The sequence below is a fragment of the Ochrobactrum sp. BTU2 genome, from assembly GCF_024539785.1.
GTDB lineage: Bacteria > Pseudomonadota > Alphaproteobacteria > Rhizobiales > Rhizobiaceae > Brucella > Brucella anthropi.
Map to the genome: position 1 here is coordinate 44,290 of NZ_JAHWRG010000010.1, position 15,906 is coordinate 60,195.

A 15,906-nucleotide genomic window follows, 5' to 3' on the forward strand; every position below is an offset into this window, starting at 1 on the left:
TGCTCAACGATCAAATTGCCTTTCATCATAACCCTCACTTTCGAAGGCTGTAAGATGGTCTGGACTCGTCAGTCTTATCAATCTTTCCGGCCTCAATAAGATCGGCCATAGCGTCTCGAACCCGTTGCCCTGCCCGCTTGCGGTCAATGCCGAAAAGCTCCGCAAATGTCTCAGCAAAAACAGCCGATCTTGCTGCCCCGCCGTCCGACAAGAGATGCACAATCATATCCGCATCACGCCTGCGTTGGGAATTGGGATTCTTCCCGTCACGATAATCACCTTTAACACGCTCAAAAATTGCTTTCGCCTTTTCAAGCTCATGCGCTTCGCCGGTGTGCTTTACCGATTTTGCTGCCATTCTTTCCTGCCATACCAATGTTAAAAACACATGATGGCGAGCATACAAATCGCTGCATAGAATGGCAATGAGAAATGCTCCTATATGCGGCGATTAGGAGGTATTTGGCCCCCCATTATATCGCCCATTCTTGATTCCATTCAGCGGCCTTGGACTATCAATATTCCCCGACTTAGACGGCGCTGGGGCTACCATTTTTCCGTGACTGCTCTCAGCCTTTGATGCACCAAGCTCAAGCTTAAATGCGGCAGCTTTTGCGAGCGCTGATGCGAGCTTCATAACCGATTTTGGAGAGACAGCAGCAACGCTTTCACTACTGGGCTTAACAGGCAATGAGCCTCTGGCTTTACTCCTATTGCCGTATGCGACATGCGCAGTGGTCGCAGCCCTATGGCCCATCGCTCCGGCAACCTCGCCACGGGCATAATCAAGCGTTTTCTTTGCGTCGGCAGAAAACTGATGTCTCGCCTCATAAATACGAGTTCGAGACTGACCCTTGGTGATCGATCCAGCGGCCTTCAATTGTTTCTTTGCGTTATTGAAAGCGCGCCTGATATTCCCCCCGATCCGCTCCCAATCCGCGCCCATTAGATCGTTCAAGAGGCGGCGAATTGACTGAATCTGCTCCTGCGTCAAAATCTCCCAATTTATAATCAATTCGCGGTAAGGACCGTTGCCCGAAATTCCCGGTCGATACTTAGCGTTTTGAACGCGCAGAACATCCCCGTGAAGTTCTGCGCGCGCCCATTCGCACGGCCTTAATCCTACTATTGGACCCGCAATCAGCATGTCCGCAGCGATGCGTTTATTGCGCCCTTTTGGCGTGTTTCTTAACGCATCAACTAGACGCTTGGCCAGCGGTTGCGGCAGCTTCTTTGGAGGTCGTTTTGTTTTCAGTGGTGTGGGCTTGGTAGCGGCGAATAATCGAGTGAATAGCTCTGCTTCCTCGGAGCCATGATGCACGCCAATCCACCACTTGATTGCCGCGCGTAGGAAACGCCAACTCGACGCTGATAATTGACGACCACTGGCTGTCAAGACGCGGACGTATTCCGTCGCACTCGGAGAAACATTTTCCTCCGCTAGAACCCGGTCAAAACGCAGGCCAGCACGACGGTATGCGCGTTCTGTCCTAACTGCGAGTTCCATTCTATCCCCTACGTTTACGTATCGATGCAATAATGCACATATCATCCACAAGGCGGTTAATGCAAGCGCTGTTCGTTCATTGCGCGTGCAATATCATTATTGCATGTGGCTTTTTCGCGCTTTTCATTTTGAAAAATTGTGTGCATAACAATGTGTAATGCAGCTCATGGAGAGGTTTGAGAAATGCGATTTTCAGCAGCTATCGCTTTACTGGCGCTGGCACTTGCCGGATGCCAGACCACCGGGCAAACCAGCACAGATTCGTTCGTGAAGAAGACACTGGAAGAGAACCGCACGACACTTTCGGTTCCCAAGGTCGCCCCTCCCTCCGAAGAATACCCGCCTGCACCGGCAGACACCGCCAATTCCTGATGGGGCAGCTACATGGCTGACCGTCTGGTAACGGTCGCGGTCGATATCGGTTCACTCAGCACAAAGGCGATGGTAAGTGGAAAAGGTCACGCGCGGCGTGTCACGTTTCCAACCCGAATATCGCTGGGTGAGAGAGCACATAGCAGCGGCAGCGAATTGCCCTGTTATGTGGTTATCGGTGACGATATCGCCCGCGTCGGAGATCGATCAGAATATCGCGGTTTTGTGACGGGCGAGCTTGCCGGGGCATTGTCACCGCAGGAGAAGTTAGGCGCACTTCTATCCGCCGCCTTTTCCAAACTAGGCGAGCCTCAATGCGACGTTCTGATGGTGAATGTTTCAGAGCCAACGCTTACCCCATTTGCCGACAGCGTGCGGTATGCTCTTGAGACAGCCCGACCTCGTGCTAGCAACGTGATAAGCGCTGGCCGTATTGGGGTAATGGGGTCTGCAACAGCGCTTGCAGCGGATGTCCTTTTGGATATGCGTGGGGAGCCTGACGACAAATCGGTGCCCCCCGACGGTTTTCTGGCGTGTGTCGATTGTGGGGCGCGTGAATGGCGATATGCGCGTCTGAACTTATCAAAAGGATATCCTCTGCCAGAGGCTTCCGTCGCAGCAGATTTTTATGTCGAGCGCGCAGCCATCAGTGCCATTGAGGAACAGTTTGAAGAACCGGTAGTGGGCGTTTCGGAGACGATGGGATCACGTACCACCTTAGTCAGTGGAATCGAGCGTGACGTGACTGGTCTCATTGATGCCGCCCGCCATAAGGCATGGCGAGAGTTCGGGGCTTCATTCGTACAAAAAGCGCTCGGCGAGGAATGCAAACGTATCTATGCCGGAGGCGGACATGCGACGGCGCTTTCGACAGGAATGATTTCTAAGAAACACATTGATACGCGCGTTGCGAAACAATGTGAAATGAGTATAGTGCGAGGACTTCTCAAAAGCGGGAATCGTTGGGGCAGAGTAGTGGACTGATGGCGGCCGAGCAGGACAGCGAACCAATCGTGGTGACGATCTCTCCGGGTTATCTCGGTGAAACACTCCACGATTATGTCATGGGGCTTCCGCCTCTGCTGAGAGGCACAGAGATCGCGCGGCTGGCATTCGCCGGGTACAAGCGAGAGCATGCAAACGCACAGCGCCGTAAGAAGCCGAGCTTCGTCGCCGGTTCGGCGGTTATCGAGATGGTCGGAAGGAAGATTAAATGGGTCGGTTAGGCATTGTGATGGCGCTGGCGGCGAGCATTTCGGCGACGGCCTTGTCAGCAGCCAGAGCACAAGAAGAACAGTCGCCGGTTCGGCAGAACGTCTACTCCAACGTGCCGAATGCCGGAGCTGCGGCTTATCCCGCATATCCCGCTTATCCTACCTATCCGCCCGTCTACCCCGGATACCCGCCGATGGGCTATCCGCCCGTCTATCCCGGTTATCCTCCGATGGGCTACCCACCGGGCTATCCGCAGATGGATCAGGGGCCAACTGCACTTGGTCCCGGCATGCCGGGTCAAAGTGTTGTTCGCGATCCTTCTACCGGAGAAATGATCACCGCAGGGCAGGGGGCAGACAAACGGATCGAGGTTGATCCGGCGGTCAATCTTCGCGGTCAAACGCCGACATGGCGAGGGCCGCAGGTGCCTCCCGGTTCCGGTCTGGCGGGCCAAGGTCCAGCGCGTGACGAACTGGTGGAAAGGACGGCACGCACGGCCGGAATAAGGGATGGCTATGCGCAGGAAGCCGAGCGGATCAATGCGGCGCTCCTAAAACAGAGTGCATGGCTCGATAGCACGTATCCATTCGCACAGCTTATGATCAACAAGTATGTTGTGCCGCCTGTGGTGGTACTTACCGGAGATCGCGTCGAGAGAAACGGGCCGAATGTTCTCGACCTTACGCTCGGTAGGTTCGAGATCTATTCGCAGGCCCGGCTTACTGCACAACCCCCATCATGGCGCACCTATCTGCATATGCAGTCCGATCCCTACAACGGCATCGCCCTGCGGCCCCGCACTGAAAAGGATCAGAAGGTGTGGGACGGCTCTTACAAGAGCGGTCAGGCTGTTGGGATCAAGGAGGCGCGGGCTTATTTCGAGGAAGCCGAGCGCCGCATGCGCCGCGATTTTGAAGGAATGGTGCGCTTTCACGATCTAGCTCGGAAAGGCGCAATATCCCTTCCACAGACTGTTATGAACGGTAAGGCGCTCGTTGTGAGCCGGGACGGTCAGGTCGCTTTGCGCGGCTTGAAGCGCATTCAGCTCACCGTGTCACCCCGTTTCAAAGCTGGAGCTGGCGCAGATGCCTTCCCGGTGGGTTCGGCTGATGTGACAGTTCGGGGACTGGCACAAGCACCCCGAGCAACCAAATCATCGACCAAATAGGGGACCGGACATGGACCAGTATAATCCTGACGTTTCTCCTCTGGGCCTGTGGACTGGTGCACGTGACTTGTCGCAGGCCTACCGGATGACGGAATCGTCAGAGGACATCATGCGGGTCCTCGCCTATGCGGCCAAAAAGGGCTGTCAGGATGTGATCTTCCAGACTGGTTTGCCCATCATGATGAACCTGCGCGGTTCTTACATCGCGCTGACAGAGTGGACTTACGACAACTCCGATTTCATTCGAGCCGCAAAGCAGATCACGGGCGGCGGCGGTGATATCGAAATTCGCCTTGCAGGAGGCCGCGCGTTCAACAGGCGCATTGATGTCCGCGACCGCAGTGATCGAGACGAATATGGTGAGCCGAAGGTCTATCGCTTTCGCGTGAACGTCTCGGCTTGCTCTTATGGTGCCGGACAAGGCGGTCAGATGGTCTGCCGATACATTCCGGCTAACCCTCCTACCGTATCCGATATCCAGCTCGAAGAAGATATTATTGCGGAATCGACGCCTGAGATGGGGGCGGTGATTCTGTCCGGCCCAACTGGATCAGGAAAGACGACGACATTCGCGGCTCTCCTGCGCCGGGTAATGGAGGAAGACACCGCGATTGAAGGCAACGTTGTGACGCTGGAAGAGCCGATTGAGTTCCTTTTCGACTCGATTTCGTCACATCGATGCGTGATTGCCCAATCTGAAATTCCAACGCATTTTGAAAGCTTCGAAAAAGGCATTCAAGAGGCTATGCGCCGCGTGCCTCGGCTAATCGTGATTGGCGAGCAGCGAGATTACCACACGATGGCAGCAGCACAGGAGGCGGCCAATACTGGCCATGCCGTCTATACGACCGTCCACTCAAACACTGCCGCGTTGTCGATTCAGCGTATCGTCGGAAAGTTTCCGCGCGAACAGCAGAGTCAGGCTTTCGAGATGGCAGTGGCGACGACGCACATGGTTGTCTCTCAGGTGCTCGTCCGCAACCGGTCAGGCGGGCGCGTCTGCATGCGCGAGTGGGTGATCTTGGACGACGAAATTCGTCAAGAGCTGATCAAGGTAGGCTTCCTCGGATCATCTGGATATCTGTCGGAACTGATGCGATCCCGCAAAAGCGGAAAGTCGATGCGCGACAGCGTGCGCGAACGTTTCAAAGCCGGTGAGATTGATGAAGACGTGGCGCAGAAGGTGTTGCGGCGCTATGGCGTACCGCGCACTGACAGGGTGCTCTCATGATCAGCCTCACGCGGCGAGCATTTGTGGTCGGCGGGATCGGCACTGTCACGGTGGGTAGCATGCCATCTATGATAGCAGCCAATCCGCTCCCGCAGACGAGTGAAGAGCAGAAACTCGCTGCTGAAAAAGTAAACCGACTGTCGCCCGAAAGTGGGACAGACCAGATCCCCGAAACCGAAGAGTCATCAGAGTTATCGGCCGATGACAAGCGGCTACACGAGGAAGCAAAGAAGGCTGCACGGGAAGCCTCCGACCCGAGAACTCACGGTTTCGGCACCCTCCAGCTCTACCGGCAGGCGACCGGCGAGAGCATGGCGGTGAAATATCGGACGGAGGAAGGCTATTATCGAGATGCCCTTGCCGAGCTGTCATGGTTCTGGCGAGACGTGGCCGATGCAGATCAAGCGGTATGGATTGATCCTGCGCTGCTTGATTTTGTGTCATCGGTGCAGTCGACGATGGCGACGATCCACGGCTCCATGCTGCCCTTTATCCTGACCAGTGGGTATCGGACGCCAGTGCACAATTCCAGCATAGAGGGAGCGGCGCGAAATTCGCAACATCTCTACGGCCGAGCCGGTGACTTCAAGGTGCCGGGCTATCCCGCGCGCTCCATCGGGATAGCTGGACTTGCTTTCAAAGGTGGTGGAGTGGGGTTCTATTCGACTTTCACCCATCTCGACGTAGGAGAGCTGCGCTGCTGGCCGCGCGGCTGCAACAACATGGTGGCGCACAATGGCTGATGAGATCGTTAGTTACACGAGTGACAATTGGCGGTTCACTGGTGAGCCGCTGAATGGGATTCTCGGTTTGCATGGTACGGTGATGTTGATCGGGCCGACATTCATACTGTTCGGGATGATCTGGCAGTTCACCAAAATCAATTTATGGATGTTCTTTATCGCCTTTTGGGTGATTTACATTCTGCTCGCGATATATGCGAAAATTACCGGGTTCACACCGCGAGATACGCTGATGCGGTTGATTATCAGGCTCGGATTTCGGGGGAGATACCGCGTCTGATGCAGGCCTTGTCTCGTGAAGAGTTCGCTTGCTCGAATTTGTCGAGGCTCGTGGTTGAAGAAACCATAGGGAGTATCCTTGCCGCGCGTCAGCCCCCGTCACGGCCGGAGGATGAACCGGTGCATCTGCAAGAAGAGATGTTCAAGCGGATGATGCAAGGAGTTCTCGATAAATGCGAACCGGAAGTGCAGAAGGCGTCTGCGCTGGCGACCACGAGGCCGCCTTTCGGTAACACGTGCTCTGCCGTCTGGTGCAGTCCTGAATTTGCGCTACCGATCTTTATAGGCTTGGCGGCGGACGCGGCGCAGCAGCTCGGTGCCAATGGCCCGTCAAAGACGCTTTTCCGTTTCGAGATCGGTCTACAGCGGGGAGCACTCTTTGGAGTGGTTTTCCGTAAGGCTTCCTTCTTCGCAGCTTCCCGTGAACGGGATGCCGTGGCGCTCGCCTTCGCGCAGATTCTGGCCCACTCAGTTCGTTCGGCCTTAATGATGCCGGGAGAGGCTGCTCGCGGGCTGCGGTACGCATTGTCGCTTGCTGGTCGCCTTCCTTAACGTCAGTTCATCGGAAGGAACCGGCTCACTATGGAGTATCCACAGTAGGAGATTTTATATGCGAAGATTTAAAGCGGAATGGGTTGAAGCTCCACAGGTCACGAAGACTGAGAATAACCTATTTTCATCTAAAACAATAAAATTGCCTCAAGTTAATATGAGACTATTCCTCAATGCTATTGAAGATTGCTATGGCGATTTTGATGAAGCAGGATATGATATTGTGAATACGATGGTAGCCGGTAATGGCGCTATTATAATTGGCAAGCGTCGCGACAGGTCATGACCTACGGCAGACTAGAAATATCCGTTTCGCGAAGCAATTGGTCCATGGTGAGTAATGGTGCCCGCATCGCCTTCGCATAGGCGTAGTGAAAGCAGTCGAAATTGCTGAGATGGCGCTTGCCGATGCCGTGTTGCTCGGCGACCGCGACCGCGTATTGCAGGACACGGCGCGGCGATCCGGGTTCCCGCAGCCGGATATTACGGGCTTCCAGCCATTCGACCACCGCCCCCTCGGCCGCGCTGTAGGGGCAATCGAGCTGATCGGGGCGTGAAAGAACGATAATGGCTTCCCATGCTGCGAGGACGGACGTGAACGGGGCCTTTGCCTCGATCAAGGCGGTTTCATATGCGTCGGCGCTGTCCTCGCCAGCCATCATTGAAACTATAGCGCAGGCATCAACGAACATTACTTGCCCTCGCTGAGATCATGGTCAAGATCGTGATAGGCTTCCGGTGGCACCGGTTTGCGGTTAGGCTGGAAAGACAAGCCGCGTTTTGCGAGAATTTTTCTCGCCGTCTCTCGGGGCGTCTCAGTGTGCATCCGCTTGGCGATGGTTTCGCGCAATGCAGTGATCACCGCATCCGTGATGCTGGACTTGTCGATCTTGGCCAATTGACGAGCCAGCTTGTCAGCATCCTCATTCCGAATGTTCAAAACCATGATTGTGTAGCTCCGAGCGTGTAGCACACTTTACGCTCGCGTGTAGCTTATTACAAGCAATTTGGCGATTGGGCGGATGCTGCGTTATACAGTGTTTTCTCTTTACACTTGACAATGTAATTTTTCCAGCGCCCTTTAGTGAGGCAGGAGCCGTTTTCCGGCCGGAGTGGGCAGTTGATAGGAGGGATTTTCATGGCAATGCGCCCGAATCGCAGGCAATCCGCGAAGTCTGGTAACAGCGAATCGCGGCCCGACCGTCCAGCCATGCTGGGCAATGTCGCTCTCCAAGTCGAGAGCTATTCCGCAAAAGACAACATCGTTACGGTCACGGGAAAGAATGTCGTGACTGGTGCCCCTTTGACAATTGGCCTGATGTCACCGGCTCGCGCCGCGAACATCATGAAGGCCGGAATTGACGATGACCGTGAGCGTGTCGAGATATGGGCGCAACGTTTGTCAAATCAGGTAGGCTTGGACAGATTCGCCGATCCGAAGGATGATAAGTTTTACGTCAAGCCGGGTGGCGTGCTGCAACTGACCAATGTGCGGCTCGATTTTTCTGACAAGAACTACTATGCCCAAACGGCATTCGGCTTGGTTCCAGACCCGGATTCCAAGGCTGTCTTGAGCGGGACGATCAGCTTGCAGAAGTTCGAGAATGGCTCGATGCGTCTCCAAGTCTATCAGCCTGACGCGGCCGTGGCGCTCGATCCCGCCGATCAGGCGAAGACCCGATCCGCTATTTCTGCGGCCTTTGACCCAAAATCACCAGTGGGCGACGGACTGATGACGCGTACTTTGATGGTCACTGTCTCCCAGCCGAATGAGCGTGGGTACATTGATTTCAACACCTATTTCGCACGCTCTTTCAGCTATGAGGTTGGCACCGGGGATTATCGTCTGTCCTCGAATTTCGGTGACACTCTCGACCGGATGACCCTTGATAAAAAAACTGGCATCGCGATGACGGTTCTTGCGTCAGTTGCGGGCGTACCCTTCGAGAAGATCGCTTCGCGGATTGCTGACGGGCCGGAGCGGGGTGATATCGAGAAGACCCTTCGAGATTACTACGAGGGAGTGAAGGCCGAAGGCGTGAAGGTCTCCATTACGCCGGGCTACACAGTGCCCTTTCTCAAGGCGGCAGAAGAGCACATCGCCAAGCGGGAAGAGATGTTCGCGAATGAAGTCTTCCCCGGCGTGGTTTCCGTTGCAACCCGCCGCGCCGATGGGGAAATGATGGAACGTCCGGCAGCAACGTCCGTTATGGCGAGCAAGGCGCTTCCCAAGCAGCAGCCAGAAAATCCGCCCGAGCTGACAAAGGTTGCTGAACGCGCGCACCGAACCTTGCATGGTATCGAGTTCAAGCGGCCGGATGCCCCTGCGGAATCAAAGAAGACTGCCGAGAAGAGCGCAGAAGCGACTTTGAATCGCGGTCCTTCGCTGAACTTCTAACACCGGGAGGCGTCGATGCCTTCGGTGGTTCTCCCCATACTCGCGAAGGACAATATCGGAGCGGCGTATATCCCGCGCGCGTCGCGTATGCACGCGGGCAATAGTGACCTTCTGATCGTCGTGAACACGGATACCGGCGTGCGGCCTGTTGAGGCTGCATTAAAGGAATACAACGTCCCGATCCTGAATATGATCAAGACGGACGTGGCCACGGCCTTTGTCGTTCGGCCCCCTGATGATCTACGTGCCACTGATTTGTGGTCGCGGATGGGAGTCAGCGCCTCCAATCTTGGTGAACGCGACAGGACTGTCGATCTGGACGATCATGTCGTTCTGATGCGCAGATTCCGCGATTGCCTGAACGGTGCGGGGCTGGCGGCGATGGAAACGCCGCGCCGTATCGGCATGAATCTCGCCGGGTCGGTGGTTTATGAGACGATTGGCGGCCGTGTAGCCGTCAATATGGAAAATCAGCCGCACTATGAGTATGACCGTCTTCCAGACGGGCGGGAGAAGGGCGTTTATCGGGATCGTTTCCTGCGGGCTATCAGCCCTGTTGATCTACGCGGCTGCGCCGAGGGGATCGCCCGCGCGATAGCCACTGGTGAGCAATTCGACCGCAGGAAACTCACGGCGCTTCATTCCGACATCGTAGCTAACCCCAACCAGCAGAGCCTCAACCTCTTCGCATTGCAGGAGGAAATCGAAGCATCGCTTGTGGTGCAGGCGGCGAGACTGGCGGGACAGGGGATCGGGCTTCGCGAGATCGCTCGCGAGCTTAATGACCGCGTAGCGGCCCATGCCGAACGGACGGCAGGCCGCCTCCGGCTGCAACAGTATTCTACGCCGCTGCCCATCGGCGCGGTTGCGGCGGACATTCTCCGGATTCGCCGCGATGATCTGGTGCTCGAACCGACTGCGGGCAACGGAGCGCTTGCCATTGGCGCGGCCGTGGCTGGCGCCCGTGTCGAGGGTTTTGAAATCGATGAAGATCGCGCAGCACGCGGGACAAGGACGCTTCGGGAAGCTGGCGCGTCCGCAGTATCGATCAGTGCCCGCGCATTTCCATTCAAGGGGGAGAATGCGGAGGGCAGAAATTACGACGCCGTACTGGCGAACCCGCCTTTCGAAGGCTTGAAGCAAACTGTAGAGACTGATCGGCATGGCCGAAAGCTGGCAATTAACCGGCTCGATCACCGGATCGTCTATGACTCTCTGGAGTTCTTGAAGGCCGATACCGGCCGTGCTTTCCTCGTGCTGCCCGGTGAAATGAAAACCGAAGGCAAGCTGGAAGGTGCGCTCGACAGCTTCAATCGATATCTGCACGCAACTTTCGAGGTTGCCGGTGCGGCGATGCTAGATGGCCGCCTGTATCGGAAATCGGGAGCTGAGTTTCCAGTCATTCTGTATGCTTTGGGACCAAGGCTCGAAGAGCCTATGTCTGGCGAAGCGGTTAAATCGCTTCCGGCAGAGCTGCCTTATCTGCGGACGACGGATGAGTTGTTCGCGTGGGGCGACACCGCCAGAGTGGCCATGGTCGAGATCATGGAACGTCGCGGTGTTTGGTCGGCCGAAGAGATTGCACAGGAAGAAGCGGCAGCTCGTGCAGCGCCGCTGGAGGCGCAGGAGCCGAGCCCAGCCACCCCACCGAAACCGCGACAACGGCGGTGGTTCCCCCGGCCAGCATCTGTTGAATCATCCGGTATTGGACGGAGCAGGTCTGCTGGTGAGCATGAAGGCGGCCGGAAGCAAGAAACGCCTACCTCTCCGGTGTTAGATGGCCCTGTTGCGGGCGTAGCGCCTAGACCATCCCCGGATACGGCGGAGCTTAGCCCGGCATCGGCGGGGTCTTCCGGCAGTCCGGTGCCGGAGGAAGCTGTTTCGCCGCAGCCTTCGGCTGATTCAATTCCCGCAACGGAGGAGGGGCCAGCAACGCCGCCGATCTTTGCGGCGTCGATGCCGGATGATCTGGACGAGGAAGAAAGCTTCGCCATCACACCGGAAGTGCTCATTGATGACATCGTTTTCGATAACGATCCTTTCCAAGTCACTTATGAGCCTGCCTCGAAAGTGGGAGGCCCGCTGCTCAAGATCCAGAAGGCGCTTGCCGCTCCCGTCGCGGAAGCGCTGGCCGATCTTGAGCGAGTACGGGGGCCGATTGATTCCTTTGTGGCAGATCAGCTCGGCGTGCCCGAAGGAGAACTTGGCACTCTCCTGCACGCGGGGCAGGTGGATGGCGTCGGCCTTGCTCTGCACAAGGCACTTACTGCGAAGTCGGTTATCATTGGCGACCTGATGGGCGTGGGCAAAGGCCGCCAGCTCGCGGCCCTGACGCGCGCTGCCTTAAAGGAAGATCGGCCGGTGCTATTCTTCACGGATAACCCGGCCCTTTTCACGGACTTTGTTGCGCGAGACGTGGCGACGGTACTGCGTACCCGTCCCGCCGATCTCGGCGAGCATATTCGGCCCTACATCGTCAACAGCACGCCAGACGCTTCCATCATCGATCCAGAGTTCGAGGGGGTCCGGCGCGGAGCGCACGGTTATGTTTTCAAGGCGGGGAACGCCGCTTCCAAAAAGGGCAAGGAAATCGACAGCTCGATCAATATGATCCTGTCGTCGTATTCTCAGCTAGGCGCTGTTGGTCGAGAGGCAAAGCTCGAAGCTATCATCGAATGGTTGAAGCGGCAGGACAGGCCGCCGCTCCTGATGATGGATGAATCACACAAGGCTGCTGGCGAAGCATCGAATGTCGGGCGCATGATGCAATCGCTTGTCGAGCATGTGACCGAGCTGGGCGGATCGGTTGCCTATTCGTCGGGCACTGCGCTGAAAGGCGCGCGCAATCTACGGGTCTATGGTTCGGCGCTGCCGGATGTCGGCTTGCCGACTGACAGGCTTGTGGAGCTGATTGAGCAAGAGCCACTTGCCCTGCAAGAAGCTCTGTCCTTTGAAATGGCGCGCGGTGGTGCCCTGATTGCCCGCGAGCTGGACAATACGAACGTGGCGCGCGAGACGCTTTCGCTACAGGACATTGATCCTAATCGCTATGCTCAGGTTCTTGAGAAGGTCGATCTTTTTGCGAACCACATGGCTGAGCTTCTTGCACTCGGCCGGGAGGTCAAGGCGTGGTCGCAGGAGCGAGAGCGTGAGCTTGAAAATCTGGTGAAGGAAACAGCTCATTCGGATTCAGAGCGCCAGCGGGCGCTTGGTCTCGTGAATGTTCACTATCAGTCGCCTGCGTCGCGGTTCCACCATCTGTCGAATTATCTCACGCTCGCCATCAATGGCGTGTTTCTGGAAGATATGGTGCTGCGCTCGATCAGCGAGGGGCGAAAGCCCGTGATCGCGGTTGCCAACACAGGGGACGCGCTATTGCGCGATCTGATCAGCCAGCAGATCGAAGAAACACTGTCAGGCGATGACGAGGTAGCGGTTATCGCTCCGGGCGGCGAAGTCCGCCTGTCGGAGAAGCCGCATCTTGGTCATGTCGTCAAGCGGATGGCCGACCGGCTCCTCACGGTAAAGGAATCAAACGGGTTCGGGGTGACAGTCGATATACGTTTGGAGGAATACGAGGGCTGGCTTGTGGACTTTAATCGGCGGGTCGATGAAGCCGACTTCTCGATGTTGTCACTCTCTGTGATCGATGACTTGTCGGCAGCTCTCGAAAAGCACGGCCTCACACTTGGCGAGATCACAGGGCGGTCCTACACCATTCGGCAAACCGATGATGGTGGGTATGTTGCCACCTCGCGGCAAAAGCCGCTCAAGCATGATGTCGTCTCTGCCTTCAACAACGGTCGGGCTGACGTTCTGTTGTTAAACCAATCAGCCGCAGTCGGTCTTTCGGCGCACTCATCACCCGCAGTTGGCTACGATGTCCGGCCTCGTGAGATGATCAAAGCTCAGATGCAGGCGGATGTGGCGCAAGAACGCCAAATCGACGGGCGCATCAATCGGGTAGGGCAATTGCATCCGCCGCTCTATACGATCCCACAACAGGGCCTTGCATCATCAGACCGCTTGGCGCAGCTCTTCAATCGCAAGAATCGCTCGCTCACTTCGGCGAGCACTGCCACCCGCGAGAATGAGTCGAACATAAGCGAAGCACTCGATCTCCTCAATGAGGTCGGCCAGTTTGTCTCATTCGAGTATCTTTCGAACAATCCCGACATCGCGGAACTGCTCGACATCAATATCGATGTTGATATCGATCCAGAGAAAATCAGGAGCGGCTTTTCGGAAAAACTGATGGGACGAATGATCGCGCTGCCCACTGGAATGCAGCGCGCGATCATGGGCGAACTGGATACAGCGTTTCAGATGCGTGTAGGCCTATTGGACGCTCTCGGAGAGAACCCGTTACGACTGCGGGAGTATGACTGGAAAGCGCAGGTCGAAGAAGTTCGTCAGTTGATCGCGGGCGACAAGGCCGCCGAACGCATGTCTGAGCGCTCGCTTGTCCTCAACAAGATCACTTATCGCGAGGCGGTGAAGCCTATCCGGACTGCGGGCGTTGACGAAGCGATAGTTCGCGGCGAGGGCCGCATGGTTGACGAGATCACCAGACGCCGGATCACGGTCGAAGAGCGTATTGACGAGGTTGCCCCCGGCACTCTCGGTAAGGATGTCTCCTTTGCTGACGCCATATTTGATCGCCTGATGAACCGTGCCGCCGATCTGCGTAGCCTCGGAGCACAAGAGCATAGCGTCGAAAAGGCTGCGGAAGTCTGGTCGCGGCGAGCTGCCGTGGAGGCGGCCGGAGATGCCAAGGGCTTCGATAAGATGGTGATCGAGGCCGGTAATAAGGTTCTATTCCTTCGCGAGATCGCTCCGCTCTTAGAGCCAGGTGCTATTGTCGCTGTAAATCCGTCAACCATTGGCCGCCTCCGTGAAACATCGCTGTTTCAAGCAGCAGTAGATTACATCGAGGGCACGAGCTTTGCTGACGGGGAAATCGCGATACCGGCCGTCATAACAGACGTGCGGTTCGATGAAGAAAAGGCGCTGAATCTTGGCGCGTGGGACATTCGTCTGGCTATTCCGGGCGAAGAGCGCTTGATCGATCTTCCTCTGGCAAGCGCATTCGCGGCTTCCGAAGAGGCGAGGCTAAAGGGTGAAGATGCTTGGGTGCTTACGGCGGCCCAGCTCAACGACAATGCTCTCGGTCTGATGAAGGAGATCGCTCCAATGTGGTCGGAGATTCTGACCGAGGCACTTCATTCGACCGGTGGCCAGCTCCATGCCGAGGCCGCCGACGATCTCCTACATCCGGCAAAATTCGGAGACGGTTCCGCCGAAGCCCAACTGATGGAAGCCCTGATCGAGAACGTTGCTGGCGGGCATGTGGCTCGCACCCGCTATGCGGTAGAGGGCAACCTTTTCGCCGCCGTATCGGCCCTTGCCGGAAAACGGATGGGCGAAAAGGCAATGTACACGGACGAGAACGGCACAATCCGCCACTGCTACCTGCTGAAAAAAGACGGGCACAAGAAGGTGATCGAGCGGCTGGGCAAGAGCATCGCGAGCCGCGTTTCCTATGTGAAGCCGGATGAGGAAAGGGTCCGGGCGCTGCTCGATGCATTCAATGCCATGTCGCAGGGCCTCGGACTTGCGCCCATCGAGCAAACCAAGGCTCTGACCGATTATTATCTCCCGCATCTGATACGAGATATTCAGATGCGGCTCACGGACCAGAATGTCACTGTGGAGCCATCCGATCTCAAATCGGCGCTGGAACCTTTAATCGCCGATCTGCATGTAGAGTTCGTCAAGGCAGTCCGCGAGTTGGGAGCCGTGAATACCGGGCTTTTCGTCGGCTCTGATCCCTTTGGCGATCCAAACGAAAAGATGTTCAGCACCTGTTGCGCGTTGCGCGTTCGTGAACGCGGCTCAGACGGGGAAAGCACCTTTTCAAATTATCATGATCCATCTGGAATTGCCCGCCTTGCCTCGGCTGTTAGCGAGGCTGGGGCATTCGCGGCTTACAGGGGCAATTCCTATGATATGGTCGTAAAAGCAAAGAATCACCTTTGCGACAAGAAATTGAATGGCATGGCCGCAGAATGGAACAACCGCGGGATATCGGGAACCACGCTCCGGCACGCCACTGTTGGAAGGACCTCGGGGGATTACAGCGAGATCGCGCGCATGATCTGCCAAGCCTCACTCGATCCAAAGCTTGGCTCGGGGATGGTGGGAATCAAAGGCGCTCTGGTTGCGTACAACGATCTCGCGCAAGTCACGGCACGTCACCTTGCGGCTGAACTGACGGCGGACAAGGCGGCAAAAACGGAGCTGGAAACGACTGTTTCTCGCTCCGCAAAACAGGATAACTCGGCATCTTCTATGATGTCGGTGGGAATGTGAAATGGCGCGAGTATCAGTGGGATTTGACAAATTTCACATTCTCGCGTCACATTCGCATGAATGTGTAAC

15 protein-coding genes are annotated in these 15,906 nt (G+C 56.4%); 11 read left to right on the forward strand and 4 right to left on the reverse strand.

Translation table 11 applies throughout. The features are described 5' to 3' along the window. Positions 1–34: 34 nt before the first annotated feature. Positions 35–358, reverse strand: a complete 324-nt coding sequence (locus KWJ32_RS22000) for a hypothetical protein (RefSeq protein WP_125271598.1) — start codon at positions 356–358, stop codon at positions 35–37. Between the two features lie 93 nt (positions 359–451). After that, positions 452–1,507 (reverse strand): hypothetical protein, encoded by a 1,056-nt coding sequence (locus KWJ32_RS22005; RefSeq protein WP_125271599.1) that lies wholly within the window; start codon positions 1,505–1,507, stop codon positions 452–454. Between the two features lie 183 nt (positions 1,508–1,690). Between KWJ32_RS22005 and KWJ32_RS22010 the strand changes: the two genes are divergently transcribed. The 9 genes from KWJ32_RS22010 to KWJ32_RS22050 all read left to right on the forward strand — a co-directional run bounded on the left by KWJ32_RS22010 (position 1,691) and on the right by KWJ32_RS22050 (position 7,353). After that, positions 1,691–1,879, forward strand: a complete 189-nt coding sequence (locus KWJ32_RS22010) for a hypothetical protein (RefSeq protein ID WP_125271600.1) — start codon at positions 1,691–1,693, stop codon at positions 1,877–1,879. A 12-nt stretch (positions 1,880–1,891) separates the two neighbouring features. Next, the gene (locus KWJ32_RS22015) at positions 1,892–2,863 is read left to right on the forward strand and encodes a hypothetical protein (RefSeq protein WP_125271601.1); all 972 of its coding nucleotides are present in this window, start codon (positions 1,892–1,894) and stop codon (positions 2,861–2,863) included. After that, on the forward strand, positions 2,863–3,105 hold the full coding sequence (locus KWJ32_RS22020) for a hypothetical protein (RefSeq protein ID WP_125271602.1): 243 nt from the start codon (positions 2,863–2,865) through the stop codon (positions 3,103–3,105). Before KWJ32_RS22015 ends, KWJ32_RS22020 begins: the two co-directional genes overlap by 1 nt. After that, the gene (locus KWJ32_RS22025; protein WP_172965738.1) at positions 3,093–4,262 is read left to right on the forward strand and encodes a type IV secretory system conjugative DNA transfer family protein; all 1,170 of its coding nucleotides are present in this window, start codon (positions 3,093–3,095) and stop codon (positions 4,260–4,262) included. The genes KWJ32_RS22020 and KWJ32_RS22025 overlap by 13 nt, the downstream gene beginning before the upstream one ends. 10 nt (positions 4,263–4,272) lie before the next feature. Further along, positions 4,273–5,493 (forward strand): ATPase, T2SS/T4P/T4SS family, encoded by a 1,221-nt coding sequence (locus KWJ32_RS22030; RefSeq protein WP_125271603.1) that lies wholly within the window; start codon positions 4,273–4,275, stop codon positions 5,491–5,493. Further along, entirely contained in the window at positions 5,490–6,236 is a 747-nt protein-coding gene (locus KWJ32_RS22035) for a DUF882 domain-containing protein (RefSeq protein ID WP_125271604.1), read from the forward strand. Before KWJ32_RS22030 ends, KWJ32_RS22035 begins: the two co-directional genes overlap by 4 nt. Beyond that, positions 6,229–6,516, forward strand: a complete 288-nt coding sequence (locus KWJ32_RS22040) for a hypothetical protein (protein WP_125271605.1) — start codon at positions 6,229–6,231, stop codon at positions 6,514–6,516. Before KWJ32_RS22035 ends, KWJ32_RS22040 begins: the two co-directional genes overlap by 8 nt. A 119-nt stretch (positions 6,517–6,635) precedes the next feature. Further along, positions 6,636–7,067, forward strand: a complete 432-nt coding sequence (locus tag KWJ32_RS22045; RefSeq protein ID WP_256886273.1) for a hypothetical protein — start codon at positions 6,636–6,638, stop codon at positions 7,065–7,067. A 58-nt stretch (positions 7,068–7,125) separates the two neighbouring features. After that, the gene (locus tag KWJ32_RS22050) at positions 7,126–7,353 is read left to right on the forward strand and encodes a hypothetical protein (protein ID WP_256886274.1); all 228 of its coding nucleotides are present in this window, start codon (positions 7,126–7,128) and stop codon (positions 7,351–7,353) included. 1 nt (position 7,354) lies between these two features. Here the strand turns inward: KWJ32_RS22050 and KWJ32_RS22055 are convergent, their stop codons facing one another. Together KWJ32_RS22055 and KWJ32_RS22060 are read right to left on the reverse strand one after the other, a co-directional pair. Next, positions 7,355–7,759: a type II toxin-antitoxin system VapC family toxin gene (locus tag KWJ32_RS22055; protein WP_125271607.1), complete on the reverse strand. Its 405-nt coding sequence runs from the start codon at positions 7,757–7,759 to the stop codon at positions 7,355–7,357. Next, positions 7,759–8,013, reverse strand: coding sequence for a type II toxin-antitoxin system VapB family antitoxin (locus tag KWJ32_RS22060; RefSeq protein WP_172965739.1), 255 nt, complete (start codon positions 8,011–8,013; stop codon positions 7,759–7,761). Before KWJ32_RS22060 ends, KWJ32_RS22055 begins: the two co-directional genes overlap by 1 nt. Before the next feature lie 192 nt (positions 8,014–8,205). Here KWJ32_RS22060 and KWJ32_RS22065 point away from each other — a divergent pair, with 192 nt between their 5' ends. Together KWJ32_RS22065 and KWJ32_RS22070 are read left to right on the forward strand one after the other, a co-directional pair. Continuing rightward, complete coding sequence (locus KWJ32_RS22065) at positions 8,206–9,465, forward strand: hypothetical protein (protein WP_125271608.1); 1,260 nt, start codon at positions 8,206–8,208, stop codon at positions 9,463–9,465. 15 nt (positions 9,466–9,480) lie between these two features. Beyond that, complete coding sequence (locus KWJ32_RS22070) at positions 9,481–15,837, forward strand: strawberry notch-like NTP hydrolase domain-containing protein (protein ID WP_125271609.1); 6,357 nt, start codon at positions 9,481–9,483, stop codon at positions 15,835–15,837. Positions 15,838–15,906: the final 69 nt, after the last annotated feature.